Origin of the sequence: Streptomyces diastatochromogenes (assembly GCF_002242805.1) — a bacterium.
GTDB classification, from domain to species: Bacteria; Actinomycetota; Actinomycetes; order Streptomycetales; family Streptomycetaceae; genus Streptomyces; species Streptomyces diastatochromogenes.
In genome coordinates this window covers 290,154-314,477 of sequence record NZ_MCGQ01000013.1, presented here as the reverse complement: position 1 = coordinate 314,477, position 24,324 = coordinate 290,154, and the positions used below count along the sequence as shown (strand labels likewise).

The 24,324-nt window shown below is 71.6% G+C and carries 22 protein-coding genes and 1 pseudogene; 9 read left to right on the top strand and 14 right to left on the bottom strand.

What is annotated here, in order from left to right; translation table 11 throughout:
- Positions 1-6: 6 nt before the first annotated feature.
- The gene (locus BEK98_RS16255; RefSeq protein WP_094217227.1) at positions 7-918 is read right to left on the bottom strand and encodes an SDR family oxidoreductase; all 912 of its coding nucleotides are present in this window, start codon (positions 916-918) and stop codon (positions 7-9) included.
- Between the two features lie 86 nt (positions 919-1,004).
- Between BEK98_RS16255 and BEK98_RS16250 the strand changes: the two genes are divergently transcribed.
- Entirely contained in the window at positions 1,005-1,931 is a 927-nt protein-coding gene (locus BEK98_RS16250; protein WP_094217226.1) for a cyclase family protein, read from the top strand.
- Positions 1,932-2,164: 233 nt separating this feature from the next.
- Here the strand turns inward: BEK98_RS16250 and BEK98_RS16245 are convergent, their stop codons facing one another.
- The 4 genes from BEK98_RS16245 to BEK98_RS16230 all read right to left on the bottom strand — a co-directional run bounded on the left by BEK98_RS16245 (position 2,165) and on the right by BEK98_RS16230 (position 6,327).
- On the bottom strand, positions 2,165-2,629 hold the full coding sequence (locus BEK98_RS16245; protein WP_094217425.1) for an ATP-binding protein: 465 nt from the start codon (positions 2,627-2,629) through the stop codon (positions 2,165-2,167).
- A 484-nt stretch (positions 2,630-3,113) separates the two neighbouring features.
- Positions 3,114-3,986 carry an acyl-CoA dehydrogenase family protein gene (locus BEK98_RS16240; protein ID WP_094217424.1) on the bottom strand — a complete coding sequence of 291 codons (873 nt, stop codon included), beginning with the start codon at positions 3,984-3,986 and terminating at the stop codon, positions 3,114-3,116.
- A gap of 2 nt (positions 3,987-3,988) precedes the next feature.
- Positions 3,989-5,122 (bottom strand): acyl-CoA dehydrogenase family protein, encoded by a 1,134-nt coding sequence (locus tag BEK98_RS16235; RefSeq protein WP_094217225.1) that lies wholly within the window; start codon positions 5,120-5,122, stop codon positions 3,989-3,991.
- The gene (locus BEK98_RS16230) at positions 5,122-6,327 is read right to left on the bottom strand and encodes an amidohydrolase family protein (protein WP_094217224.1); all 1,206 of its coding nucleotides are present in this window, start codon (positions 6,325-6,327) and stop codon (positions 5,122-5,124) included. The genes BEK98_RS16235 and BEK98_RS16230 overlap by 1 nt, the downstream gene beginning before the upstream one ends.
- Positions 6,328-6,412: 85 nt before the next feature.
- On the opposite strand from BEK98_RS16230, the gene BEK98_RS16225 reads away from it, so the two are divergent.
- Positions 6,413-7,936 carry a class I adenylate-forming enzyme family protein gene (locus BEK98_RS16225; protein WP_094217223.1) on the top strand — a complete coding sequence of 508 codons (1,524 nt, stop codon included), beginning with the start codon at positions 6,413-6,415 and terminating at the stop codon, positions 7,934-7,936.
- Here the strand turns inward: BEK98_RS16225 and BEK98_RS16220 are convergent.
- On the bottom strand, positions 7,920-8,432 hold the full coding sequence (locus tag BEK98_RS16220) for an EF-hand domain-containing protein (protein ID WP_094217222.1): 513 nt from the start codon (positions 8,430-8,432) through the stop codon (positions 7,920-7,922). The genes BEK98_RS16225 and BEK98_RS16220 overlap by 17 nt on opposite strands.
- Positions 8,433-8,578: 146 nt before the next feature.
- A complete protein-coding gene (locus tag BEK98_RS16215; protein ID WP_094217221.1) occupies positions 8,579-8,959 on the bottom strand; it encodes an STAS domain-containing protein in 381 nt (126 codons plus the stop codon).
- A 334-nt stretch (positions 8,960-9,293) separates the two neighbouring features.
- Here BEK98_RS16215 and BEK98_RS16210 point away from each other — a divergent pair, with 334 nt between their 5' ends.
- Positions 9,294-9,875, top strand: a complete 582-nt coding sequence (locus BEK98_RS16210) for an RNA polymerase sigma factor (protein ID WP_094217220.1) — start codon at positions 9,294-9,296, stop codon at positions 9,873-9,875.
- Positions 9,872-10,183 (top strand): annotated as a pseudogene (locus tag BEK98_RS51280) (MDMPI N domain containing protein); the annotation flags it as partial. The gene BEK98_RS16210 and the pseudogene BEK98_RS51280, both read left to right, overlap by 4 nt.
- 713 nt (positions 10,184-10,896) lie before the next feature.
- On the opposite strand, the gene BEK98_RS16200 reads toward BEK98_RS51280, so the two are convergent.
- The 3 genes from BEK98_RS16200 to BEK98_RS16190 all read right to left on the bottom strand — a co-directional run bounded on the left by BEK98_RS16200 (position 10,897) and on the right by BEK98_RS16190 (position 13,227).
- A complete protein-coding gene (locus BEK98_RS16200) occupies positions 10,897-11,697 on the bottom strand; it encodes an SDR family NAD(P)-dependent oxidoreductase (RefSeq protein ID WP_094217218.1) in 801 nt (266 codons plus the stop codon).
- 23 nt (positions 11,698-11,720) lie between these two features.
- Complete coding sequence (gene purU, locus BEK98_RS16195; RefSeq protein WP_094217217.1) at positions 11,721-12,602, bottom strand: formyltetrahydrofolate deformylase; 882 nt, start codon at positions 12,600-12,602, stop codon at positions 11,721-11,723.
- A 124-nt stretch (positions 12,603-12,726) separates the two neighbouring features.
- Complete coding sequence (locus tag BEK98_RS16190; RefSeq protein ID WP_094217216.1) at positions 12,727-13,227, bottom strand: SCO4402 family protein; 501 nt, start codon at positions 13,225-13,227, stop codon at positions 12,727-12,729.
- A gap of 117 nt (positions 13,228-13,344) precedes the next feature.
- Between BEK98_RS16190 and BEK98_RS16185 the strand changes: the two genes are divergently transcribed.
- On the top strand, positions 13,345-14,673 hold the full coding sequence (locus BEK98_RS16185) for an ABC transporter substrate-binding protein (RefSeq protein WP_094217215.1): 1,329 nt from the start codon (positions 13,345-13,347) through the stop codon (positions 14,671-14,673).
- A 48-nt stretch (positions 14,674-14,721) separates the two neighbouring features.
- Here BEK98_RS16185 and BEK98_RS16180 read toward each other — a convergent pair whose 3' ends face one another.
- Positions 14,722-16,407, bottom strand: coding sequence for a hypothetical protein (locus tag BEK98_RS16180; protein ID WP_094217214.1), 1,686 nt, complete (start codon positions 16,405-16,407; stop codon positions 14,722-14,724).
- Positions 16,408-16,608: 201 nt separating this feature from the next.
- Positions 16,609-17,994 (bottom strand): NsdA family TPR-like regulatory protein, encoded by a 1,386-nt coding sequence (locus BEK98_RS16175; RefSeq protein ID WP_094217213.1) that lies wholly within the window; start codon positions 17,992-17,994, stop codon positions 16,609-16,611.
- A 276-nt stretch (positions 17,995-18,270) separates the two neighbouring features.
- Here BEK98_RS16175 and BEK98_RS16170 point away from each other — a divergent pair, with 276 nt between their 5' ends.
- The 3 genes from BEK98_RS16170 to BEK98_RS16160 all read left to right on the top strand — a co-directional run bounded on the left by BEK98_RS16170 (position 18,271) and on the right by BEK98_RS16160 (position 21,366).
- Complete coding sequence (locus BEK98_RS16170; protein WP_094217212.1) at positions 18,271-18,924, top strand: bifunctional DNA primase/polymerase; 654 nt, start codon at positions 18,271-18,273, stop codon at positions 18,922-18,924.
- An 82-nt stretch (positions 18,925-19,006) separates the two neighbouring features.
- A complete protein-coding gene (locus BEK98_RS16165) occupies positions 19,007-19,783 on the top strand; it encodes an ABC transporter ATP-binding protein (protein ID WP_094217211.1) in 777 nt (258 codons plus the stop codon).
- A complete protein-coding gene (locus BEK98_RS16160; RefSeq protein WP_094217210.1) occupies positions 19,780-21,366 on the top strand; it encodes a transporter in 1,587 nt (528 codons plus the stop codon). The genes BEK98_RS16165 and BEK98_RS16160 overlap by 4 nt, the downstream gene beginning before the upstream one ends.
- A 115-nt stretch (positions 21,367-21,481) precedes the next feature.
- On the opposite strand, the gene BEK98_RS16155 is transcribed toward BEK98_RS16160, so the two are convergent.
- On the bottom strand, positions 21,482-22,342 hold the full coding sequence (locus BEK98_RS16155) for an alpha/beta fold hydrolase (protein WP_094217209.1): 861 nt from the start codon (positions 22,340-22,342) through the stop codon (positions 21,482-21,484).
- 310 nt (positions 22,343-22,652) lie between these two features.
- Entirely contained in the window at positions 22,653-23,345 is a 693-nt protein-coding gene (locus BEK98_RS16150; protein ID WP_067120881.1) for an iron-dependent transcriptional repressor DtxR, read from the bottom strand.
- Between the two features lie 223 nt (positions 23,346-23,568).
- Between BEK98_RS16150 and BEK98_RS16145 the strand changes: the two genes are divergently transcribed.
- The gene (locus tag BEK98_RS16145; RefSeq protein WP_094217208.1) at positions 23,569-24,324 is read left to right on the top strand and encodes an SIS domain-containing protein; all 756 of its coding nucleotides are present in this window, start codon (positions 23,569-23,571) and stop codon (positions 24,322-24,324) included.

Genomic DNA, 24,324 nt, shown 5'->3' with positions numbered 1-24,324 from the left:
TAGCTCTTAGGCGTTAGGCCGCTCGCCATCCCGCGCAGCCCTCTCCATCGCCTCCAACTGCAAAAGCATCGGCATCGGATCCACCCCCACCGACCCCGGCAGAAACTCCGCGATCCGCTCCGGCGTCCAGGCGCCCTCCCCGTAAATCGCACGGAGTTCCCGCGGCTGAGCCCACACCGCGATCTTCGGACCGGCAACCGTGTACACCTGCCCGGTGACGCCATGCCCCTTCGCCGCGTCCGACAGCAGATACACCACCAGCGCGGCCACATCCTCCGGCTCCCCGATCTCCTTCAGCTCCATGGGAACACCGGCCGACATCCGCGTACGCGCCACGGGGGCGACCGCATTCGCGGTGACCCCGTACTTGTTCAGCCCCAGCGCCGCGCTACGGACCAGCGAGATGATCCCGCCCTTGGCCGCGCTGTAGTTGGCCTGCGACACGGATCCCTGATGGTTGCCGCTGGTGAACCCGATCAGCGTCCCCGCCCGCTGCTTCCGCATCACCGCCGAGGCGGCCCGGAACACCGTGAACGTGCCCTTGAGGTGGGTGGCGACCACGGGATCCCACTCCTCCTCGGACATGTTGAACAGCATCCGCTCACGCAGAATCCCGGCCACACACACAACCCCGTCGATACGGCCGTACGAGGACAGAGCCGTATCGACGACCCGCTGCCCGCCCGCCATGGTCGAGATGTCATCGGCAACAGCGACCGCCTCGCCCCCTGCCGCCTCGATCTCCTTGACGACGGCCTCGGCGACCTCGCTCGTGGGCGAGGTGCCGTCCGTGGAGACGCCGTAGTCATTGACGACGACCTTCGCCCCCTCCGCGGCGGCCGCCCGCGCCACCGCCCGCCCGATGCCCCGTCCGGCGCCCGTCACGGCGACCACCTTGCCTGCCAAGAAGTTCCCCACGTCCGGCCCCTTCCCGCGGTTTCTGACGGACCGTTAGATTTTATGGCGCGTCGGATGTGCGGACACAAGCCCCGGGGAGGCACCGGATGTCACTGCCCGCCGAGTTCCATGAGATCGCCAAGCGCGTGAACAACTGGGGGCGTTGGGGGGAGGACGACGAGATCGGCACCCTGAACCTGATCACCGACGAGGTCGTCCGTGAGGCCGTCGCCTGTGTACGCGCGGGCCGGCGGGTCCCCCTCGCCCTGCCGCTCCAGCAGGACGGCGTGCAGACCGGGATGATCCCGGGGCGGGTCAATCCGCTGCACGCGATGGTGCAGATCAACCAGGAGCTGTTCGGGCCGGGCACGGTGGCGTGCAGCGACGACGCGGTGACCATGGGGCTGCAGGCGGGCACCCACTGGGACGCGCTGACCCATGTCTCGCACTCGGGGAAGCTCTACAACGGCCGCCCGGCGCACACGGTCACCGCGCACACGGGCGCAGAGTTCAGCGGCATCGACAAGGCGCGGCACATCGTCTCGCGCGGGGTGCTGCTGGACGTGGCACGCGCGCGTGGCGTGGACCGGCTGGCGGGTGGGCACGCGGTCACGCCGGAGGACCTGGCGGCGGCGGAGGAGTTCGGCGGGGTGCGGGTGCGGGCCGGGGACGTGGTCCTGGTGCGGACCGGGCAGGTGCAGGTGTATCTGACGGGGGACAAGCACGGGTACGGCTATCCGTCGCCGGGGCTGTCGGTGCGCTGCCCGGAGTGGTTCCACGCGCGCGATGTGGCCGCAGTCGCGAACGACACGCTCACATTTGAGATCTTTCCGCCCGAGATCGAGAATCTATGGCTGCCGGTGCACGCGCTGGACCTGGTGGAGATGGGGATGCTCCAGGGTCAGAACTGGAATCTCGAAGAGTTGTCCACAGCCTGTGGAGAAGCGGGCCGGTACGCGTTCCTGCTGTCGGCGATGCCGGAGCCGTTCGTCGGCGCGACGGGGACACCCGTGGCACCGATCGCCGTGCTGTGAAATCCGGTTGGCGGCGCGCCCCCCTGTGTCGTCCACGCGCCGCCACCCGGTGCGACCCACACTCGACGAGGACCGCCGCCACCGGGCCCTCGCCGTCCCCTCGCGGCGAATCGTTGCCCACAAGCGTGTTCAAACAGTCACAAGCCGTCAACACCGATACGGCGATTCATGACGTACGCCCGATTCATGACGACCGCGCACGGATGCACCCCCGGCGCACGGCACACCGGGGCCTAGACCGCTTCGAACGCGAAGTCCTCGCACGCGGACCGTCCGCCCCCGTACGCCACCGCTGCGCCCTCCCGGGGCTGCGAACAGCGGTCCAGCTCGCACCAGATGCTCTTGCCGGAGCCCTCGGGACGCCAGCCCCAGCGGTCGGCGAGGCAGTCGACGAGCGCCAGGCCCCGGCCGCCGGTGGCGTCACCGCCGGCGCAGCGCGGGACGGGCGCGCGGGAGCTGGTGTCGGCCACCTCCAGGCGGACGGTGGCGGATTCGACCGCGCCCGCGGGCAGGGACAGCCGCAGCACGGCCGGACAGCCGGTGTGCACCACGGCGTTGGTGACCAGTTCGGAGACGAGCAGGATCAGCGTCTCGGCGAGCGGCTCGTCGGCCTCTATACCGGACCCGGCCAGGCGCGACCGGGCCCACCTCCGGGCTCGCCCCACCTCTGCGGGGTCGGGCCGGACTTCCAGCTGCACCTGAAGTACCTGCACCGCTCACACCATCCGAACCGGCGGACACATGACCTCGCGCCACGCACTCACCGCGACGAGGGCCACGATCGTAGCCATTTTCTGCATGGCCAGAACAACAGCCAGAGCAAGGGTCACGGAACGTGAATCCCTTGAAAGACAGCATGGTTGACGTACAGTCACCCCAACAAGCGCTTCGGGCATATTCCAGCGCGAAGGAGTACCCGTGCGGCATACTGTGCGACGCTCGTTGCGGGGAGTCGAACAGGCCAGCTCCGGCCTCACCCACGGGGCATCACCGGCACGGTTCGTGCTCGTGGCCACTCGCATCCCACAGAAGGTACCGGAGCGGGACGCCGACTCCAGGACGTGACGGGTCACGCATAGGACACAACCCGGTATCAACGCTCCGTGATTCCGGTACGCCACGATCCGCGACATCTTGGGCCACGGCTTTCCGGGCAGCCCAGTTGAGCGCGCCGCCCTGCGGTCAGGCCACCAGGTCGGCGGCAAGCACTTCCTCACTCTCCGTGCTCCCCCCGCCACGCTGGGCCCGCGCCCAGGCCCGTTTGAGATGCAGATGGACCTCGGCCTCCCAGGTGAAGCCCATGCCACCGTGCACCTGGAGGCAGTCGCGGGCCCCGCGCACGGCGGCCTCGTCGGCGAGCAGCCGGGCCGCGGCGATGTCGGCGGGGTCGGCGGTCAACGCGGCGGCGTAGACCGCCGCCCGGGCCGTCTCGGCACGCACCAGCAGGTCGGCGCACAGGTGTTTGACTGCCTGGAAGGCCCCGATCGGCTGCCCGAACTGCTCACGAGCCCGGGCGTGTTGCACGGCCAGCTCGCACGCGCGCGTGGCCGTGCCGAGCTGCTCGGCGGCGGTGAGGAGCACGGCCTCCGGGTCCGGCGCGCCGACGTCGTCGCCGCGGACGCGGTGCAGAGGCGTCAGCGGGTCCACCGAGCGCAGGGGTACGGCACCGGAGGCGTCCCCGCACACGGTGTCCGCCGCGCCCAGCCACTCCACCAGAGGGCCGTCCACGCGGGCCACCACGGTCTCCCCGGCGGCCGCCCCGGGTACGGTCCCGGCGGCGAGGTGGGTGGCCAGTACGGGCCCCGGCAGCAGGGCGCGCCCTGTCTCCTCGAAGACCAGCACCGCCTCCGGCAGCCCGAGGCCGACCCCGCCCGCCTCCTCCGGCAGCCGCAGCGCGAACAGGCCCGCCGCGCCCAGCTCCCGCCACAGGTCCCGGTCCAGGTGCCCGGGCCGGGCCACGGCCGCCCGCAGCGCGTCCGCGCCGAACCGGCGCTCCAGCAGCTGCCGCACCCCGGCCCGCAACGCCCGCTGCTCCTCGGTGAGTCGGAAGCGCACGGTCACCGTCCCTTCGGCAGGCCGAGGATGCGCTCGGCGACGATGTTGCGCTGGATCTGCGAGGTGCCGGCGGCGATGGTGTACGACAGCGAGGAGAGCCGGTCGAGGACCCAGGGCCGGTCCAGGTCGAGACAGTCGGGGCCGAGCACCTCGGCGGCGGTGTCGTACAGCTCCTGACGGGCGTGCGAGTACCTCAGTTTGAAAACCGAACCCCCGACGCCCGGCACCCCGCCGCTCGCCTCCGCCTCGCTCACGTTCCACTGGGTCAGCCGCCACAGCGCCCGGAACTCCGCGTTGAGCCGCCCGAGCCGCCGGCGCAGCACGGGATCGTCCCAGCGGCCGTTCCCCCGCGCGGTGCGGGCGAGTTCGCCGAGCACCCGGCGGCAGGCGACGACCTCGCCGACGAAGGCCGTGCCGCGCTCGAAGGAGAGCGTCACCATGGTCACGCGCCAGCCGTCGTTCTCCGCCCCGACCCGGTTGCCGACCGGCACCCGGACCTCGTCCAGGAACACCTCGGCGAACTCCGCCGACCCGGCGAGCGTGCGCAGCGGCCGTACGGTGATGCCCTCGGCGTCCATCGGCATGGCCAGCCAGGTGATGCCGCGGTGCTTCGGCGCCTCCGGGTCGGTCCGCACCAACAGCTCGCACCAGTCGGCTACCTCGGCTTGCGAGGTCCAGATCTTGGACCCGCTCACCACGTAGTCGTCGCCGTCCCTGCGCGCGCGTGTGCGCAGCGCGGCGAGGTCGGACCCGGCGTCCGGTTCGCTGAACCCCTGGCACCACACCTCGTCCCCGCGCAGGATCGGCGGCAGCCAGCGCTCCCGTTGCTCCCGGGTGCCCTCGGCGGCGATGGTCGGCCCGGCGTGCAGCAGCCCGACGAAGTTCGCGCCCACGTAGGGCGCGCCCGCCCGCTCCGTCTCCTCCAGGAAGATCAGCCGCGTGGTCGGGGAGGAGTCCCAGTGGACGTCGGCGTACCCGGCGTCGTACAACATCCGCTGCCAGCCGAGGTCGTGGGCGCGGCGGCCGGGCCAGTCGGCCGGGGACGGCGCCGCGGGCAGGGCGGGCAGCACCTTGGCCAGCCACTCCCGCAGCCGGGCCCGGAACTCCTCCTCCTCGGGCGTGTACGAGAGGTCCATCACGAGGTCTTCTTGTCGAAGTCCAGGTCCAGCATGCGGATGGCGTTGCCCCGCATCAGCTTGTACACGGTCTCGTCGTCGAGGCCCTTCACATGGTCGAGGGCGACCTCCTTGGTGTGCGGGAAGGTCGAGTCGACGTGCGGGTAGTCGGTCTCGAAGGTGGCGTTGTCGCGGCCGACGACGTCCAGGGACGCGACCCCGTGCTTGTCACGGAAGAAGCAGCAGAAGATCTGCCGGTAGTAGTACGTCGACGGCGGCTCCGGGATCAGATCGCGCACCCCGCCCCAGGCGCGGTGCTCCTCCCATACGTCGTCGGCGCGCTCCAGGGCGTACGGGATCCAGCCCATCTGCCCTTCGGAGTAGGCGAGTTTGAGGGTGGGGAACTTCACCAGCACCCCGCTGAATAGGTAGTCCATCATCGAGGCCATCGCGTTGTTGAAGCTGAGCGAGGCCTGGACGGCGGGCGGTGCGTCCGGGGAGGCGGCGGGCATCTGCGAGCTGCTGCCGATGTGCATGTTGACGACGGTCCCGGTCTCCTGGCACACCGCGAAGAACGGGTCCCAGTAGCCGGAGTGGATGGACGGCAGCCCGAGATAGGTGGGGATCTCGGAGAAGGTCACCGCGCGCACCCCCCGCGCGGCGTTGCGCCGGATCTCCGCGACGGCCAGCTCCACGTCCCACAGCGGAATGAGGCACAGCGGGATCAGCCGTCCCGCGCTGCCCCCGCACCACTCCTCCACCATCCAGTCGTTGTAGGCGCGCACACAGGCGAGCGCGACCTCCTTGTCGTGCGCCTCGGCGAAGGTCTGCCCGCAGAAGCGCGGGAAGGTCGGGAAGCAGAGGCTGGCCTCGACGTGGTTGAGGTCCATGTCCTCGAGGCGCGCCTTGGGATCCCAGCAGCCGCGCCGCATCTGCTCCCTGGTGATCCCCTCCAGGGTCATCTCGTCCCGGTCGAAGCCGACGGCGGCGATGTTGCGCTTGTACGGGAACTTCAGGTCCTCGTAGATCCACCAGTCCGTCGGCTGGCCGTCCGGGTCCATGGTGATCTGGTACTTCCCGGCCACGTACGCCAGCTCCCCGATCCCGGCGGTCAGCGGCTTGGGACCCCGGTCCCGGTACTTCGCCGGCAGCCAGGTCTCGAAGAGGTGGGCGGGCTCGATCACGTGGTCGTCGACGCTGATGATGCGGGGCAGTTCGTTCGCCATGGTCCCCTCCGCCGGACAGTACTTATCTGATGGTCCGTCAGATAGCATGGCACCTGACGAGTCGTCAGCCAAGCAGGGGGCACACGTGAACGAGAGCCCGCACTCCCTGAGTTCCTCCCGCACGCTGTGGGACCTGGTCGTACGCCGCGCCGACCTCACCCCCGACCGCCCCGTCCTCCTCCAGGCGGACCGCCGGCTGACCTTCGGCGAGCTGCGCGCGCGGGCCGAGCGGGTCGCGGCGGGGCTGTACGGCATGGGCGTCCGCCCCGGCACGGTGGTCGCCTGGCAGCTGCCCACCCGTATCGAGACGGCCCTGCTCTCCTTCGCCCTGGCCCGCCTGGGCGCCGTACAGACGCCGGTCATCCCCTTCTACCGGGACCGCGAGGTCGGCTTCGCACTGCGCGAGTCCGGGGCCGAGTTCTTCGCCGTACCGGGCGTCTGGCGCGGCCACGACCACACGGCGATGGCCCGCCGGCTGGGCGCGAAGGGCGTCTTCGAGGCGTACGACACCCTGCCCGACGGCGAGCCGTCCGCCCTCCCCGCTCCCCCCGCCGACGGCACCTCGGTCCGCTGGATCTACTGGACCTCGGGCACGACCTCCGACCCCAAGGGCGTCCTGCACACGGACCGTTCCCTGATCGCGGGCGGCTCCTGCCTCGCCCACGCACTGCGCCTCACACCGGACGACGTGGGCTCGATGGCGTTCCCGTACGCGCACATAGCCGGACCCGACTACACGGTGATGCTCCTGCTCTACGGCTTCCCGGCAGTGATGTTCGAGCAGTTCGCCCTGCCGGACGCGCTGGCGGAGTACCGGCGGCACGGGGTCACGGTGGCCGGCGGTTCGACGGCGTTCTACTCGATGTTCCTGACCGAGCAGCGCAAGCAGCCGGGCGAGAAGGTGATCCCCTCCCTGCGCCTCCTCGCGGGCGGCGGCGCCCCCAAGCCCCCGGAGGTCTACCACTCCGTCGTCCGCGAGATGGACGTCCAGCTCACCCACGGCTACGGCATGACCGAGGTCCCGATGATCACCATGGGGGACCCCGAGGACACCCCCGAGAACCTCGCGACGACCGAGGGACGCCCACCGCAGGGCATGGAGATACGGATCGTCGACGGCGAGGTCCGCCTGCGCGGCGAGGCCGTCTGCCAGGGCTACCTGGACCCGAGCCAGACGGCCGCGGCCTTCGACCCGGAGGGCTTCCTGCGCACCGGCGACCTGGGCCATGTCACCGACTCCGGGCACCTCGTGCTCACCGGCCGGCTCAAGGACGTGATCATCCGCAAGGGTGAGAACATCTCGGCCAAGGAGATCGAGGACCTGCTGGCCGCACATCCGGGCGTGGGGGACGTGGCGGTGATCGGACTGCCGGACCCGGAGCGCGGGGAGCTGGTCTGCGCGGTGATCGAACAACCGCCCGGATTCGTCGGATTGACGCTGCCCGAGGTCGTCTCGTACCTGCGCGCGCAAGGGCTGTCCGTCCACAAGCTGCCGGAGCGGCTGGAGGTGGTGGAGGCCCTTCCACGGAACGAGACGCTGCGGAAGGTGCTGAAGTACAAGCTGCGGGAGCGGTTCTCGCAGCCGCCGTCCCCTACTCCGGGACGGTGAAGTAGCGCGCGAACGCCGGGATGACCTCCGACTCGCCGATCCTGCCGTCACCGTCCGTGTCGAGTGCGGTGGCGGTGGTGCGGGCGATGTCGGCCGGTACGTGGAAGACGCGCAGGACGCGGGCGGTGTCGGTGAGGGTGGCGTGGCCGTCCGCGTCGGGGTCCGCGACGGCCAGGGCCGCGTGCAGGAAGGGGCGGGCGATCTCGGCGAAGCGGTCGGGGTTGTCACGCAGGCGCTTGACCGCGCCGGTGACGAACTCCTCGCGGGTGATGCGCTGGTCGCCGTCCCGGTCGGCGATGCCCGCCATTCCCTGCCAGAAGGCCTCCGCACCGGCGTACAGCGCCTGCCCCTTGTCGGAGCGGGCGGCGACGTCGAACTCGGCGAGCAGCGCCTTGGCCGCCGCGTTGAAGTCCTCGCGGTCGATGTAGCCGTTGCCGTCCTGGTCGAAGGTGGCGAACCGGGCGGCGATCCTGCGCTCGTACTCGGTGCTGACCATGTCTGTTCGGGCCGCCTTACGTTGACGTGGGGGTGGATCTGGCACGGAGCGTACGTCGCGGGAGGCGGGGAAGTGGCGAGAAAGCGAGGGTTGTGCCAAGACCGGGGGAATTCCGCGACAACCTTGTGGCGGCGGCGCGGCGGGGCTCAGGCCGAGAGGGGATCAGCCTCGTCGGCGGTGGCGGACTCGACGTCGGGGCGCACGTCGAAGAGGCGGCGGACACCGAGCGCGCCGAGGACCCGGTTGACGTGCGAGCCCTCGTCCGCGCCCCGGTCCGGCAGGATCAGCCGCAGCCGGCCCTGGCAGGAGCGGATCAGCCGCCGGGCGGCGACCAGGACACCGACCCCGCTGGAGTCGCAGAAGAAGACCTCGGAGAGGTCCAGGATCAGACTGTGGTGGCCCTCGGCGACCACGTCGTGCACCCGTTGCCGCAGCACCGGCGAGGTCATCAGGTCCAGTTCCCCGGACACCCGGAGGACGGCCCACTCGCCCTGTTCGACGCCGGTCACCTTGAATGCCACGGCCATGCCCCTCCGCTCGCCGGATCTCCCGGAACCGCCCGGAAACGGAAGCAGTTCCTACGTTTCTCTCCGCGCGGCTGCCCAGCGGCGGTTCCCTGAAACTTCGGGGAACAAACCGCGGGCGATCATCAAGAGGCTTGTTTCAGTCACTATCGATCCTGTTCGATCGAAGTTGGACACGCCTTGAGTGAAGAATGTGTGAAGAGGGCACTATCACCTGCGACGCCTCGGGGGGCGCACATTGACACAAAGGGGCGTGCGTAGTCAGGGGTGCCGACTACATTCGGAATGACGGTGCAGAGACGCTGGACGGGCCGGACGAGGCGAGGGGAGGGGCAGCATGGCGCAGAAGGACGTACCGCCCCGCTGGGACCGCAAGATGCAGCAGCGGCTCGCGCGCGGTGAGGCGGCTGCGCTCGGCGAGCTGTACGACCGGTTCGCCTCCCTCGTGCACAGCCTCGCCCACCGTGTCCTCGGCGACGAGCGGGCCGCCGACGGCGTCACCCGCGAGGTCTTCGCCCACGTCTGGGAACACCCCGACAGCTACGACCCCAAGGAGGGCCCGCTGCGCTCCTGGGTCGCCGGGGTGACCCACCGGCTGGCCGTGCAGCGGCTGCGCGCCACCGAGACCGCCGCGCTCACCGGCGGCGAGAGCGGCTCCGCGGAGGAACTGGAGAGCCTGGAGAGCAAGGTGCGCCGCGCATCTGTCGCCGCCCGCGCCGACTACATCGTCCACTCCATGCCCGCCCCGCTGCGCGCCGCACTCGAACTGGCTTATTTCCAGCGCCGCGACTACCGCCAGACCGCCACCGACCTCGGCGTCACCGAGGACGAGGCCCGCCGCCGGCTCCGCCTCGGTCTGCAGCTGCTCTCCACCGCCCACGACGTCGGCGCCTCGCCGGGATACGGGGGTGCGGTGTGAACGGGCCGGGCGGGTTCGAGGCGCACGACGGGGACGACAGCCGCGACAGGGACGACGCCTTCGAGGGCGCTCAGGGAACGGGCCCCGCTGACGGTGCCGGTTCCGGGCCGCCGGGTGCCGGTGGGCCCGGCCCCGACCGGTCGCCGCGCATACCGCTCCCCCGCGCCTCCGTCGAGGACAGCGGGCTGCCGCTGCCCGACCTCGCCGACCTGGGGGACCTTGCGCCCGTGCCGCTCGACCTGTCGCACGACGTCCTGAAGTCGCTCCTCGGCGCCTGGGCCCTGGCCGCCTGCTCGGCGGCCGAGACGGCGGCCGTGGAGGAACACCTCGGCAGCTGCGGCTCCTGCGCGGACGAGGCGCTGCGGCTGCGCGAGGCGGTCGGTCTGCTGCACCAGCCCGAGAGCCTCGACCTGGACCCCGCCCTGCGCACCCGTGTCCTGGAGAGCTGCCTGGACCGCCGGCCGCCGCGCATCCCGGTGCCCGAGTGGGCGGCTCCCTACGACGCCGAGAGCGCCCGACTGGACGCGCTGCTGCAGGACTTCGGCGACGCCGAGTGGCATGCGCCGGTGCGGCTGCGGTGGTTCGAGGGCGACGCCGCGACGAGTCGTCGTACCACCGTGGCCGGGGTGATCGCGCATCTGCTGTCGGTGGACGGGCTGGTCGCGGTGGCGCTCGGCCTGGAGGATCCGCTGGCAGAGATCTTCGAGAAGAGCGAGAAGGGCGAGAAGGGCGAGACCGGTAAGCAGGGGGCGGCGGGGCCGGCCGGGCGTACCGAGGCGTTCTGGCGGGCGTCCCACTTTCCGCCGACGCGGTCCGTGCGGGGGCCGTGGCGGGAGCAGAGCCACAACATCGTACGGACGGCGTCCTTCACCGGCAGCACCGCCGGCGGACTCGCGGTGCCGTACGGCGACTTCGAGCTGCCCTTGCACAACGCCATGTTGGACCGCGCCTTCGAGTGCTGGGTGCACGCGGAGGACATCGCGGAGGCGGTGGACTACCCGTACGAGCCGCCCGCACCGCGTCACCTGAACAAGATGATCGACCTCGCGGCGCGGATGCTGCCGGTCGCGCTGGCCGAGCGGCGCCGGGCGGGGCTGTCCGCGCCCGGGCAGGCCCCGCATCTCGTTCCCGCGGGGGCGCCGGGGCGCAGCCTGCGGCTGGAGATCGAGGGGGCGGCCAGCGCCGACACCCTCTCGGGGTCGGACGACAGCCGCGCGTTCAGGGGGGTCATCACGAACCCCGGGACGAGGGTGTTGGCGGTGACGCCGTACGGTGACCACGCCTCGGCCTGGGAGCGGGCCAGGGACTCCAGCGCCCCCTTGGAGACGCCGTACGCACCGCTCTGCACGAAGGCCCGGTGGGCCTGCTGGGAGGTGATGTGGATGATGCGGCCGTAGCCCCGCTCGGCCATGCCGGGCCCGAACCGCTGCCCCAGCAGGTAGGGCGCCTCCAGGTTCACGGCCATGGTGGTGTCCCACACCTCCTCGCCCAGCTCCCCCATCGGCGGCCGCAGGTTGATCCCGGCGCAGTTGACGAGGATGTCGGGCTCCCCGAACCTCCCGGCCGCCTCCTCGGCCGCCGCGCGCACCCCCTCACGCGTGCCCAGGTCCGCGCTGACCCAGGCGGCCCGGCAGCCGTCGGCGGTCAGCTCGTCGACCGTGGCGGCCAGTTGCGCCTCCTTGCGCGCCACGACCACCACGCTCGCCCCGGCCCGCGCCAGTGCCCCGCTGATGGCCCGGCCGATGCCGGAGCTGCCGCCGGTGACCACGGCGACACGGCCGTCCAGCGAGAACAGTTCGGAGAGGTACGCCTGTGAGGTCATGTCCGCAGCCTAGGGGGCACGGCTCAGGCGAAGATCACCGTCCGGCGCCCGTTGAGCAGGATCCTGCGCTCCGCGTGCCACTTCACCGCGCGCGCCAGCGCCTGGCACTCCACGTCCCGCCCGATGGCGACCAGTTGGTCCGGCGTCACACCGTGGCCCACCCGCTCGACCTCCTGCTCGATGATCGGGCCCTCGTCGAGGTCGGCGGTCACGTAGTGGGCCGTGGCGCCGATCAGCTTGACGCCCCGCGCGTGCGCCTGGTGGTACGGCTTGGCGCCCTTGAAGCTCGGCAGGAAGGAGTGGTGGATGTTGATGATCCGGCCGCTGAGCTGCTTGCACAGGTCGTCCGAGAGGACCTGCATGTAGCGGGCGAGGACGACCAGTTCGACGTGCTCCTCGCGCACGATCTCCATCAGCTGCGCCTCGGCCTGGGCCTTGGTGTCCTTCGTCACCGGGATGTGACGGAAGGGGATGTTGTACGAGCCCACCAGCTCTTTGAAATCGGTGTGGTTGGAGACCACGGCCGCGATCTCCACCGGCAGGGCGCCGATGCTGGCGCGGAAGAGCAGGTCGTTGAGGCAGTGGCCGAACTTGCTGACCATCAGGACGATGCGCATCTTCTCGTCGGCCCGGTTGAGCTGCCAGTCCATGTGGAAGGTGTCACCGATCGCCGCGAAGCTCGCCCGCAGCTTGTCCACGGTCAGCGGCGCGTCCGCCGAGAAGTGGACGCGCATGAAGAACAGTCCCGTGTCGTGGTCGCCGAACTGCTGGCTGTCCTCGATGTTGCAGCCGGTCATGAACAGATAGCTCGACACGGCGTGCACGATGCCCTGCTTGTCCGGGCAGGAGAGCGTGAGGACGTACTGGTCGGCCGGGGCGGCGGCCGGGGCGGACTGCTCGTTCATGCACCACAGGGTCCCATACGGCCACGCGCCGTGGGCAATCGTCCCGCAGGCCGGGACGGGCCGGACGGCCCACGGCACCGGGTGCCGCCCCGGGAAGGCCGCCCCTGCCTGCGCGACCCCCTGCCTACGCGACGCGCGTCATGATCCGCAGGACCTCCAGGGTCCGCGGCGGGGCGTCGGGATCGTCGCCGTCACTCGTCGCGAGGCGTATGTGCGCGTCCCGGGCCGCCCGCACCGCCTCCGGCCACCCGTGGTGGTCGAGGTAGGCGGAGACCTGCGCGTCCGGGCCGACCTGGTGCATGATCCGCAGCACCCGCAGTACGGCGGTGTCGACGAGCGCCGCCTCCTGCGAGTCCCGGAATATCGTGCCGACGTACTTCTCCGCGGACCAGTTGTCCAGCCAGGTGTCCTCGACCAGGCGGTACACCGCGTCGGTGACGTCGCCGTACCCGTCGACGCCGGCCAGCCAGACGTCGCGTTGGAACCCCGGGTCGGAAAGCATGTGCAGCGCGGAGCGCACATTGCTGCGCCAGCGCCACCACGGCATGTCGTTCAGTGGCATGCCGCCCATGGTGGAGGAGCGACGGCCGCGACGGGAAGAGTTCTCCGAACCTTGCACGGTCATCGATCGTACGTTCCTCGCCACAGGAGTCTCACCGGCCCCTGTAATTCACCTCGCTGTCACCTTTCGTTGACCGAGGGTCACTCCACGGTTAGTCGTGTGAGGGAATCGTGCGTGTCCATGACCGGCAGGCGACGCATCCGTAGCACCTTCCTTCCCCTCCTCTCCCGGCCCGTCAGAGCCACCGCGCTGTCCGCGGGGGCACTGGCCGCGTGTGCGTCGCTCACCGCCGGATGCGGGGTCATCCCCGGTGCCACGGGGGGCTCCGGGGATGACCCGATCAAGGTCATGACCTGGGCGCCCCAGAAGACGGACGCCACCAACAAGCCCGGCATGCCCGCGATGGCCCACGCCTACGGCGAGTGGATCAACTCCCGCGGCGGCATCAACGGCCGCAAGCTCGAAGTCCTGACCTGCAACGACCACAACGACAGCGTGGGCGCGGCGAAGTGCGCCCGGCGCGCGGCCGCCGAGGACGTGGTCGCGGTGGTCGGCTCCTACAGCCAGTTCGGCGACTCGTTCCTCGCCCCGCTGGAGAGCGCCGGCATCCCCTACATCGGCGGCTACGGCGTCACCAGCGATGAGTTCACCGGCCCCATGGTGTACCCGGTCAACGGGGGCCAGCCGGCCCTCCTGGCCGGCCTCGGCAGGGCGCTCGCCGCCACCTGCGGCCCGGTCTCCCTGGTCCGCCCCGACAGCATCGCCGGGGACCAGCTGCCCGCGCTGCTCGACTCGGGCCTGAAGGCGGGCGGGCACGCCGCGGCCGGCGACCAGCTCGCCGCCGAGAACGCCACCGAGTACGACGGCCAGGCGGACCAGGCGCTGAAGTACGCGACCAGGGACACCACCAGGAAGGGGTGCGTGGTGCCCGCGCTCGGGGACCGCACCGACACCTTCATGGACTCCTTCCGGCGGGCCCGCGACGGCTACCCCGCCGTGCGCACGGCGACCGTGCTGGGCAGCGTCGACCAGACGGTGATCAACGCGACGGGCGGGGCGTCGGGGCCGTACGAGGGGTCGTACATCACCGGCTGGTACCCGCCGGCCTCCGACGCGCGCTGGGACCTGATGAAGAAGGTGATCAACGAGGAGGCCTTCGGCGACAACCGCATCGACCCCGCGGACGCCGGAGTGCAGACCACCTGGATCGCCTACACCGTGCTGAAGGCCGTCCTGGAGAAGATCGGCGGCGGCGAGGTCAGCTCCGACAGCGTGCGGCGCACCCTCGACGACGGCCTGAAGGTGTCCACGGGCGGCCTCACCCCGACCCTGCACTGGCCCTACGAGAGCAAGCTCGCCGGGGTCGGCTTCCCGCGGCTCGTCAACGCCGACGTGACCCTCCAGGTCGTCCAGGACGGCCGGCTGGTCGCGGCAAAGAAGACCGCGGGCTCGGACTTCGACGGGATCACCGACATGACGGGCACGCTGGAGAACGCCGACCTGGACTGACCGGGCCCCCTGGGCCCGGTCAGGGGGCCGTCCCGGCGCCCGCCCGGCTCACAGCTGGGTCGGCTGGCGCTGGGTCAGGCCGTACTTCTTGGCGATGGTGTTCCACAGCGCGGCCGCCTTCACCTTCTGCTGGCTGGCGGTGCCGCTCTCCCGGTTGCCGGCCTGGGTCTGGCCGGTGGTGCGGGCGTGGCCCTTCTTGCAGCCCTTCCCGCTGCCGGCCTGGTCGGCCCAGGCCGCGTAGTGGTTGTCGGCGGCCGCGGACGCCTGCCAGGCCTTGGTGAGGGCGGCGGTCAGCGCGGCGTTGTCCGGCAGCTTGTCGACGGACAGCTTGCCGAGCCGGGTGACCAGGTCGGTGCGCTGCTTGGCCGCGTCACGCAGGTCGGAGGCGGCCTGGCCGAGGTTGTTGCACTGCCGGACGTTCGTCACCGCCTGGATCACCGAGGCGCGGCTGCTGCCGCTGTCGGCGAGCAGCTTGTCCAGGGCGACCGCCTGCTGCTGCGCGGGGTCGGCGGCGGCCGAGGAAGGGGAGTCCTGGGTGGTCGGGGAGGAAGCGGCGACGGTCTTGTTGTCGCTGCCCTTGTCCCCGCCGCCACCGCTGAGCATCGCGCCGGCACCCACGCCGACGATGATGATGCCGACGCCGACGGCGGCGATCAGCGGCACCCGCGAGCGGGTACGGCCGCCCTGGTGCCCGCCGTCGTCGTCCATGGGCGGGCTGTACGACTGCTGCGCCGGGCCCGGGTAGCCGTTCTGCGCGTAGCCGTTCTGCGGCTGGATGCGCGGCATCTGCTGCGTGGCGCCGGCCGGGCTCTCCCCACCCCCCGGCCCGCCGCGGAAGAGGTTGTCGAACTCGGCGGGCGGCTGCCTCTCCCCGCCCTGCGCCTGACCGGTGAACGGCGGGATGTACTGGGTGGCCTCGGCGTCGGAGTGCGCGGCCGGTGCGGCCTGCTGCGGCACCCGCCCCAGGTACCGCGTCTCCTCACCACCGGCCTCGGGCGGCAGCGCACCGGCCGCCACCGGCGGGATGTACTGCGTGGCGCCCTCGTCGACGGGGGCCGCCGGCACGGGCGGCAGGTACTGGGTCGCGCCCTCGTCCGCCGGGGGCAGGGGCGCGCCCTGCCCGGGGTAGGCCTCCGGCAGGGCGGGCGGCAGGGCCGTGCCCTGGACGCCGTTCTGCGCCGGGTACGCGTCCGCGCCGGCGGGCGGCAGGGGCGCGGAGGGGGCGGGCGCGGCCGGGTACTGCTGCTGGTACGGGGCCGGGGCGCCGTACGCGGGCTGCTGGCCTGCGCCGTCCTGGGGCAGGGGGCCGCCGCCGTACTGGGCGCCGCCGTACTGCGGCTGCTGACCCCCGTCGTACGCCGACGCCTGGGCGCCGGAGCCGTACGCCGAGTCGGGGCCGCCGGAGCCGTACGCCTGGCCGTAGGCCTGACCTCCGTACGACGGAGCCGGTGCGCCCTCCGGAGGGAGCGGGCCGGGGCCGTTGCCCGCGGGGGGCTGCTGGTCCGGGGTGCCCCACTGCTGGGCGGGCGCCGGCGGCCAGCCCTGGTCCGGCTGCGGCGGCTGCTGCGTGCCGGGGCCCCACGCGCCGCCCCACGCCTGCCCGCCGGCCGGGGCCGCGGGGGCGGGGGTGCCCGTCATGCCCGGAAGCAGGGGCTCGCCTCCGTCGGAGGGCAGCACGATGCCTTCGTGCGCGGGCCGCGCCGAGGGCTCCTCGCCCTGTCCACTCTGCGTCACCGGGACTCCTACGAATGGGGGACCTTCGGAATCGTCGGCTCACGCTACCGGGTCTCCCGAGCCGGGTGCCACGCAGCTCAGGGCGCGATCTTCTTCCCTGTGACAGCAGTAACAAAACAGCCCCGCGGTTCGCTGTACATGGCAACCACCGTGGATCCGGGTGTCGTTTCCCGTACGTTCACGCAACCGCGGGGCCGGTGTTCAGGCGGCCTGCTGGAGGTCGAGACGGGCCCCGAACTCCCGCACGACCGCTTCGTCCCGGAAGGGCTCCAGGCGCTGCTGCAGATCCTCCAGGTACTCGGCGCCCCGGTTGGAGCGGAGCGTCTCCAGCAGCTCCACCGCCTTCGTGCCGGTGCTGCAGGCCTGCTCGATCTCGCGCTGCTGCACCTGGGCCGTGGCGAGCAGCACATAGCCGATGGCGCGCCGCCGGGCCCGGGTCTCGGGGTGTCCGGCCAGCGACTGCTCGGCGTACCGCGCCGCCGCCTCGGCCTGTCCCAGGTCGCGGTAGCAGTGCGCCAGCTCGTCGGCCAGATAGGCCTCGTCGAAGTGCGCGATCCACACCGGGTCGTCCCCGGAGGCCGGGTCCGCCTCTTCCATCGCCGAGATCGCCCGCCCGGAGGCGTCCTGCGCGGCCCGGACGTCACCGAGCAGGGCGTGTCCGCGGGCCTCGGCCGCGTGGAACATCGCCTCCGCGCGCGGGGTGACCCGCCCGCGCGCCCCTTCCTGCGCGGCCCGTGCCAGCTGGGCGATCTCGCGCGGGTTGCCGAGCTGCGCGGCGAGGTGGCTCATGGAGGCGGCGAGGATGTAACCGCCGTAGCCACGGTCCCCGGCCGCCTGCGCCAGACGCAGCGACTGGATGTAGTACCGCTGGGCCAGACCCGGCTGCCCGGTGTCGACCGCCATGTACCCCGCCAGCTCGGTCAGCCGGGCGACGGTCGCGAAGAGATCGCGGCCGACCGCCTCCCGGTACGACCCCGCGAGCAGCCCGGAGACGACGCTGTTGAGGTAGTGCACGACGACCGGGCGCACATGCCCGCTGCCGTACTGGTGGTCGAGGTCGACCAGCGCCTGGGTCATGGACCGTACGGCGGCCACGTCGGACTGGCCCACCCGCGGACCCGCCTGCCGGGCCACCTGGGCGTCCGGCGCGGAGATCAGCCAGTCGCGGCTGGGCTCGACCAGCGCGGAGGCGGCGACGGAGGAGCCGGACAGGAAGTCCCGCCGGCCCACGTCGCTGCGCCACAGCTCACAGACCTGCTCGATGGCCCCCAGTACCGTCGGCGAGAACTGGAGACCGACCCCCGAGGCGAGGTTCTTGCCGTTGGCCATTCCGATCTCGTCGATCGTGACCGTACGGCCGAGCTTGCGCCCGAGCGCCTCCGCGATGATCGCCGGGGCCCGGCCCCGCGGCTGCTGACCGCGCAGCCAGCGGGCCACGGACGTCTTGTCGTAGCGCAGGTCGAGACCGTGCTCGGCGCCGCACATGTTGACCCGCCGGGCCAGCCCGGCGTTCGAGCACCCCGCTTCCTGGATGAGTGCCTGCAGCCGTTCGTTCGGCTGCCTCGCGACGAGAGGCCTTGCGGCCATGTGCTACCCCCTGCGAACCCCTGGAGCGTGACGATCCGGCCGGAAGGATCCGGTCGTGAAGATCACTGCCCAGCTGACATACCGTCAATGCGTGACATGTGCGGTTTGCCGGGGTAAAGGCAGATGCCACCCCCATCCCTGGCTACCCACTCCACGCCCTGCTTCCTCCCGCGCGCCCCCACCTGTGCACCCATGCGCCCCAGCTGGGGAGTCGATGCTCCTCCCCTGCACACGCCCGGGCCGTAACTCCAGGTGAGTGCGGGAGTTGAGTGAACCGTGGAAGAGACGATCGCCGGCCCCGAAGCCGCTCAGATTCCGCAGCAGCGCGGGGAATCGCTGCTGGAAACCGCCGTACGCTACGCCGAGGAGCGCCACTGGGACGTGTTCCCGGGTGCCTGGCTGGAAGCCGTCGACGGGGTGCAGCGCTGCTCGTGCGGCGATGCCTCCTGCCCCGCGCCGGGTGCGCACCCCACGCGCCCCGACTGGGCGACCCAGGCGACCGGCAGTGCGACCGTCGCCCGCCGGATGTGGCAGAAACAGCCAACGGCTTCGATCCTGCTGCCTACGGGACGTACCTTCGACGCGTTGTCCGTCCCGGAGAGTGCGGGGTTTCTCGCCCTGGCCCGTATGGAGCGGATGGAGTTGACGCTCGGGCCTGTGACGTTGACTCCTGACCGGCGTATGCAGTTCTTCGTGCTGCCGGGGGCCTCTGTGAAGGTTCCTGAGCTGGTGCGGAAGTTGGGGTGGTCGTTGGCCTCGCTCGACCTTGCGCCCCTGGGGGAGGGAAGTTACGTCGCTGCCCCTCCGACTCGATTTGGCTCGCGTGGTGCTGTGCAGTGGGCTTGTCGGCCCACCCCGGCGAATCGGTGGTTGCCGGATGCTGAGGAGTTGATCTCGCCGCTTGCTTATGCGTGCGGGCGGGACAAGTAACGTGCGCCCACGCGGCGGAGCCGCAAATTCAGGCACAGCCCCGCGCCCCTTCCGGGAGTTGCAGGCGCCGTAGGGTTCATTCATGGACGAGGCTGCAGTTCGTGTGCGGGGGCTCTGGAAGCGGTTCGGGCAGCAAGTTGCCGTGGGCGGGATCGATCTCGATCTGCCTGCCGGCAAGTTCATCGGGCTGGTCGGGCCGAACGGGGCCGGGAAGACCACCACGTTGTCCATGGTGACCGGGTTGCTGCGGCCCGATCAGGGGGCCGTCGAGGTCGTCGGGCATGACGTGTGGCGGGACCCGGTGGCGGTGAAGGCGCGGATCGGGGTGCTGCCCGAGGGGCTGCGGCTGTTCGAGCGGCTGTCGGGGCGGGAACTGCTGGGGTACTCGGGGCGGCTGCGGGGGCTGCCCGGTGCCGAGGTCGACAAGCGGGCCACGCAGTTGCTGGACGTGCTCGACCTGGCCGGGGCGCAGCACAAGCTCGTCGTGGACTACTCGACCGGCATGCGCAAGAAGATCGGGCTCGCGGCCGCTCTCCTCCACAATCCCGACGTGCTGTTCCTCGACGAGCCGTTCGAGGGTGTCGACCCGGTGTCCGCGCAGACGATCCGGGGTGTGCTGGAGCGCTACACCGCCTCCGGCGCCACCGTCGTGTTCTCCTCGCACGTGATGGAGCTGGTCGAGTCGCTGTGCGACTGGGTGGCCGTCATGGCGGCGGGCCGCATCCGGGCGACGGGCACGCTGGCCGAGGTGCGCGGGGAGCACCCCACCTTGCAGGCGGCCTTCCTGGAGCTGGTGGGGGCGCGCGGCCGGGACGCCGCCTCCGATCTGGACTGGCTGGGCGGTGGGGCGGCCCGATGACGAGCCTGACCTCCACCGTCGTACGGCTGAAGCTGTCGCTGCTGCGGAACGGGCTCAGGCAGTCGGCGGGCCGACGGGCCGCGTTCGTCGCCTCGGCCGTCGTCGCGCTGCTGTTCGCACTGCTGCAACTGCTCGGCCTGGTGGCGCTGCGCGGGCATGCGCACGCCGAGGCCGTGGCCGTACCCGGTACGGCCGTACTGGCGCTGGGCTGGGCGGTGATGCCGCTGTTCTTCCCGAGCGGTGACGAGACGCTGGACCCGACCCGGCTGGTGATGCTGCCGCTGCGCCCCCGGCCACTGGTCCGGGCCCTGCTGGCCGCCTCGCTGGTCGGCATCGGGGCCCTGTTCACGCTGCTGGTGCTGGTGGGGTGTGTGCTGTCGGTGGCGCAGGGGGCGGTGGGGTACGTCGTCGCCGTCGTCGCCGTCGTGCTCGCGCTGCTGGTCTGCGTGGCGCTCGCGCGGGCCGTCGCCGCCGCCAACGTACGGCTGCTGACCAGCAGGAAGGGGCGCGATCTGGCCGTGCTGAGCGGTCTGGTGATCGCCGTCGGGGCACAGCTGGTCAACTTCGGTGCGCAGCGGCTGGGTTCGGCGGGGCTGGGACAGCTGCAGCCGGCCGCGGACGTGCTGTCGTGGGTGCCGCCCGCGTCGGCCGTGGGGGCGGTGCGGTCGGCGAGCGAGGGGGCGTACGGCACGGCGCTCGGGCAACTCGCGCTGTCGGTGGGCGGGTTGGCCCTGCTGATCGTGGTCTGGGCGCGGAGTCTGACCCGGCTGATGACCTCGCCCGACGGGTCCACCCTCCAGGCCCCGGAAGGGGCGCGGGACCGTGCCCCCTCCGCCGGGCTGCGGCGGCTTCTCCCGGACGGGCGCACGGGTACGGTCGTGGAGCGCACCCTGCGCTACGTCTGGCGCGACCCCAAGACCAAGGCCGCATGGGTGACCTCGCTGGCCATCGGGCTGATCGTGCCGGTGTTCAACGCGGTGCAGGGCACCGGGTCGATCTACTTCGCGTGCTTTGCCGCCGGGATGCTCGGCATCCAGATGTACAACCAGTTCGGGCAGGACACCTCCGCCTTCTGGATGGTGGCCCTGACCATCTCCTCGGCGCGGGACGCGCACGCCGAGCTGCGCGGGCGGGCGCTGGCCCTGCTGGTGATCACCCTGCCGTACGCCGCCCTCGTCACCGTCCTGACGACCGCGCTGCTGGGCGCCTGGGCCCGGCTCCCCGAGGCGCTGGGACTCTCCCTCGCGCTGCTCGGCGCGATGCTGGCGACCGGCGCCTGGACCTCGGCCCGCTTCCCGTACTCCATCCCCCAGGAGGGCCACAAGAACGTGGCCCCCGGCCAGGCCGGCCTCGCCTGGATCTCGATCTTCGGCGGCATGGTCGCGGCCGCCCTGCTCTGCTCCCCCGTCATCACCGCCACCATCTGGCTGAACGTGAGCGCGGACGGCGATGCGTGGAGCTGGCTGCTGCTGCCGGCAGGCGCGGCTTACGGCGCGACGCTCACACTGCTGGGCCTACGCCTGGCGGCCCCCCGAACAGCGGCCCGCCTACCAGAAATCCTGGCGGCGGTAAGCAAGGGCTGACGGGACTTCTCGACGCAGGGCACCTGCAACTCGCCCAGGGGCGCGGGGAACTGCGCGACAAGCCACAACGCACCCGCACTCGCCAACGCACAGCACCACGCAGACGAACAGGCGTTCAAACACCCAGCACAGCCTCGAGAAACGGCTCGACAGCAAACCGCCAAGCCACCGGCTGGTCATAGTGAACAAGGTGCCCGGCGTCAGCCACCTCCGCATACTCCCCCCGAGGAAGCACCCGCACCATCTCCTGCGCCTCGGCCCGCCCCAGCTCACCGTCCAGGCCACGCACGACCAGCGAAGGACACCGAACCTGGGCCAGCTCCTCCCAGTGGGCGTCGTACACCCAGCTCTCCCGCGTCGCGAGCATCTGCTCCGGATCGAAGACGGGCCGCCAGCCGTCGGCGGACTCGTGCATGACCTCGGCGTAGAACGCGCCGCGGGACGGGTGGGGGCGCTCCACCCAGGGATCGTCCTCGCCGAACCACTTGCGGACGTCGGCGAGGGTGGCGAAGGGGACGGGCCAGGAGCGGAACCAGGCGTCCCACTCGCGCTGGGAGGCCGAGCCGAGCGCGGAGGCCCGCATGTCACAGATGACCAGACCCCGCACCAGATCGGGGCGCTTCGCGGCGAGCTGCCAGGCGGTCAGGGCGCCCATGGCGTGGCCGATGAGGACGGCGGGGGCGAGGCCGAGCTGTTCGAGCGCGGCCTCGGCGTCCTCGACGTAGGCCTCCCGGGTGTACGCGGCCTGCGGGAGCTTGTCGCTCTGGCCGTGGCCGCGCTGGTCGAGGGCGACGGCGCGGTGGCGCTCGGCGAGCCAGCGGGCGGTGGACGCCCAGTGCGAGGCGCGGCCCATCAGGCCATGGAGTAACAGCACGCCCGGAGCGGCGGGCTCCGCCTCCGGTTTGGGCGGGTCCGCGAACTCCCAGGCGGCGAGGCGCACCCCGCCCGCTCCCGTCACGTCGATACGCCGTGCCATCGGCCTGGCACCCCCCAGCTCCGCCTGCCTCGTACCGGTGTACTGCCGTTGTCGCCGTCGTACTGTCGCTCGTACTGCCGCCGCAGACTATCGAATACCTATTCGAAAATACTTCCTCTGCGGACAACACCCCTCATTCGAGTGACACCCCTCAAGGAATGATCGCCGCCGCCGAGGGGATCTTTCTGGCGGGAGGCGGACCGCTCGGGGAAAAACGGTCCGAGGGGGATGACCCTGAGAGCTCGGGGCTCCGGGTCAGCACAGGGGAGGACAGGCCCCGGCGCCACACGGCGCCGGGGCCCTCTCACGCTCAGCGCTTGGCCACGAACACATGCGAGGCGACATCCGCCTCCAGCTCGGCCGCCTCACCGCCGCTGCCCACCAGCACCCCGCCGGCCGACTCCGTCACACTCACCACCGAACCGGGCTGCACACCCGCACGGCGCAGCGTGTACATCAGCTGGGCGTCCGTCTGGATCGGCTCACCGATACGGCGCACCACGACCGTCTTGCCGTCGCTGCCCGGATCCAGATCGGCCAGCGACACCATGCCCTCGTCCAGGAACGGGTCGGCCCCGTCCTTCTCGCCCAGCTCCTCCAGGCCCGGGATCGGGTTGCCGTACGGCGACTCGGTCGGGTGCCGCAGCAGCTCCAGCACCCGGCGCTCCACGGCCTCGCTCATCACATGCTCCCAGCGACACGCCTCCGCGTGCACCTGCTCCCACTCCAGGCCGATCACGTCGACCAGCAGACACTCCGCGAGGCGGTGCTTGCGCATCACCCGCGTGGCCAGTCTGCGGCCCTCGTCGGTCAGCTCCAGATGCCGGTCGCTGGCCACCGACACCAGACCGTCACGCTCCATACGCGCCACCGTCTGGCTCACCGTCGGCCCACTCTGGTCCAGCCGCTCCGCGATGCGGGCGCGCATGGGGACGACGCCTTCCTCTTCGAGCTCGAGGATGGTGCGGAGATACATCTCCGTGGTGTCGATCAGTCCGGACATACGTGCCCCTCGATTACCTCTGCCGGATGCTCACCGCTCTCCGGCGCGTGCGCTGGCCCTGGATTCAATTCTGCCGGATACCACTGACAACCGTGCCGCACCGCGGAAACAGCCCGGTGAAGACTGCCCCGGCGCATGGCGCGTCCGCACGCCCCCGTATTGACACCGCACTGGTCCAGACCGCACGGTGATCCGCGACACAGACGCTGCGAAGGGGCACCGCATGAGCGACGGCACGCCTGCCGACCTGTTCTTCGACGCCGCCATCAGCCTGCTGCAACGGGTCCGGGCGGAGGAGGCCGAGGCGATCACCGCGGCCGGCACCCTGCTCGCCGACACCGTCGCCGCCGGCGGCCGCCTGTTCGCCTTCGGCGCCGGACACTCCTCGCTCGCCGCCCAGGACGTCGTATACCGCGCCGGCGGACTCGCCCTCATGAACCTGCTCACCGTCCCCGGAGTCGTCGGCGTCGACGTCACCCCGGCCACCCTCGGCTCCGCCCTGGAACGCGTCGACGGCCTCGCGAGCGCCGTCCTCGACACATCCCCCCTCCGCGCCGGCGACGCCCTCGTGATCATCTCCCTGTCCGGCCGCAACGCCCTGCCCGTCGAGATGGCCCAGGGCGCCCGCGCCCTCGGCGTGAAGGTCATCGGCGTCACCTCCGTGGCCTACGCCACGCACACCACGTCCCGGCACAGCTCCGGCACCTTCCTCAAGGACCACTGCGACATCGTCCTGGACTCGAAGATCGCCGTCGGCGACGCCGAACTCACCCTCGACACCATCCCGGCTCCCTTCGCCCCCGCCTCCACCGTCGTCACCAGCGCCCTCATGCAGGCCGTCATGGCCACCACGGCCGCCACCCTGGCCGACCGCGGCATCGAACCCCCACTGCTGCGCTCCGGCAACGTGGACGGCGGCCACGACTGGAACAAACGGATCATGACCGAGTACGGCGACCGGATCTTCTACCGGCACTGA

Bases quoted from the DNA above. Each gene is read 5' to 3' on its own strand.
- BEK98_RS16250 (WP_094217226.1), top strand. From the start codon at position 1,005: ATGTCACTGCCCGCCGAGTTCCATGAGATCGCCAAGCGCGTGAACAAC.
- BEK98_RS16235 (WP_094217225.1), bottom strand. From the start codon at position 5,122: ATGGACCTCTCGTACACGCCCGAGGAGGAGGAGTTCCGGGCCCGGCTG.
- BEK98_RS16230 (WP_094217224.1), bottom strand. From the start codon at position 6,327: ATGGCGAACGAACTGCCCCGCATCATCAGCGTCGACGACCACGTGATC.
- BEK98_RS16220 (WP_094217222.1), bottom strand. From the start codon at position 8,432: ATGGTCAGCACCGAGTACGAGCGCAGGATCGCCGCCCGGTTCGCCACC.
- BEK98_RS16215 (WP_094217221.1), bottom strand. From the start codon at position 8,959: ATGGCCGTGGCATTCAAGGTGACCGGCGTCGAACAGGGCGAGTGGGCC.
- BEK98_RS16210 (WP_094217220.1), top strand. From the start codon at position 9,294: ATGGCGCAGAAGGACGTACCGCCCCGCTGGGACCGCAAGATGCAGCAG.
- BEK98_RS16200 (WP_094217218.1), bottom strand. From the start codon at position 11,697: ATGACCTCACAGGCGTACCTCTCCGAACTGTTCTCGCTGGACGGCCGT.
- purU (WP_094217217.1), bottom strand. From the start codon at position 12,602: ATGAACGAGCAGTCCGCCCCGGCCGCCGCCCCGGCCGACCAGTACGTC.
- BEK98_RS16190 (WP_094217216.1), bottom strand. From the start codon at position 13,227: ATGACCGTGCAAGGTTCGGAGAACTCTTCCCGTCGCGGCCGTCGCTCC.
- BEK98_RS16185 (WP_094217215.1), top strand. From the start codon at position 13,345: ATGACCGGCAGGCGACGCATCCGTAGCACCTTCCTTCCCCTCCTCTCC.
- BEK98_RS16175 (WP_094217213.1), bottom strand. From the start codon at position 17,994: ATGGCCGCAAGGCCTCTCGTCGCGAGGCAGCCGAACGAACGGCTGCAG.
- BEK98_RS16165 (WP_094217211.1), top strand. From the start codon at position 19,007: ATGGACGAGGCTGCAGTTCGTGTGCGGGGGCTCTGGAAGCGGTTCGGG.
- BEK98_RS16160 (WP_094217210.1), top strand. From the start codon at position 19,780: ATGACGAGCCTGACCTCCACCGTCGTACGGCTGAAGCTGTCGCTGCTG.
- BEK98_RS16155 (WP_094217209.1), bottom strand. From the start codon at position 22,342: ATGGCACGGCGTATCGACGTGACGGGAGCGGGCGGGGTGCGCCTCGCC.
- BEK98_RS16150 (WP_067120881.1), bottom strand. From the start codon at position 23,345: ATGTCCGGACTGATCGACACCACGGAGATGTATCTCCGCACCATCCTC.
- BEK98_RS16145 (WP_094217208.1), top strand. From the start codon at position 23,569: ATGAGCGACGGCACGCCTGCCGACCTGTTCTTCGACGCCGCCATCAGC.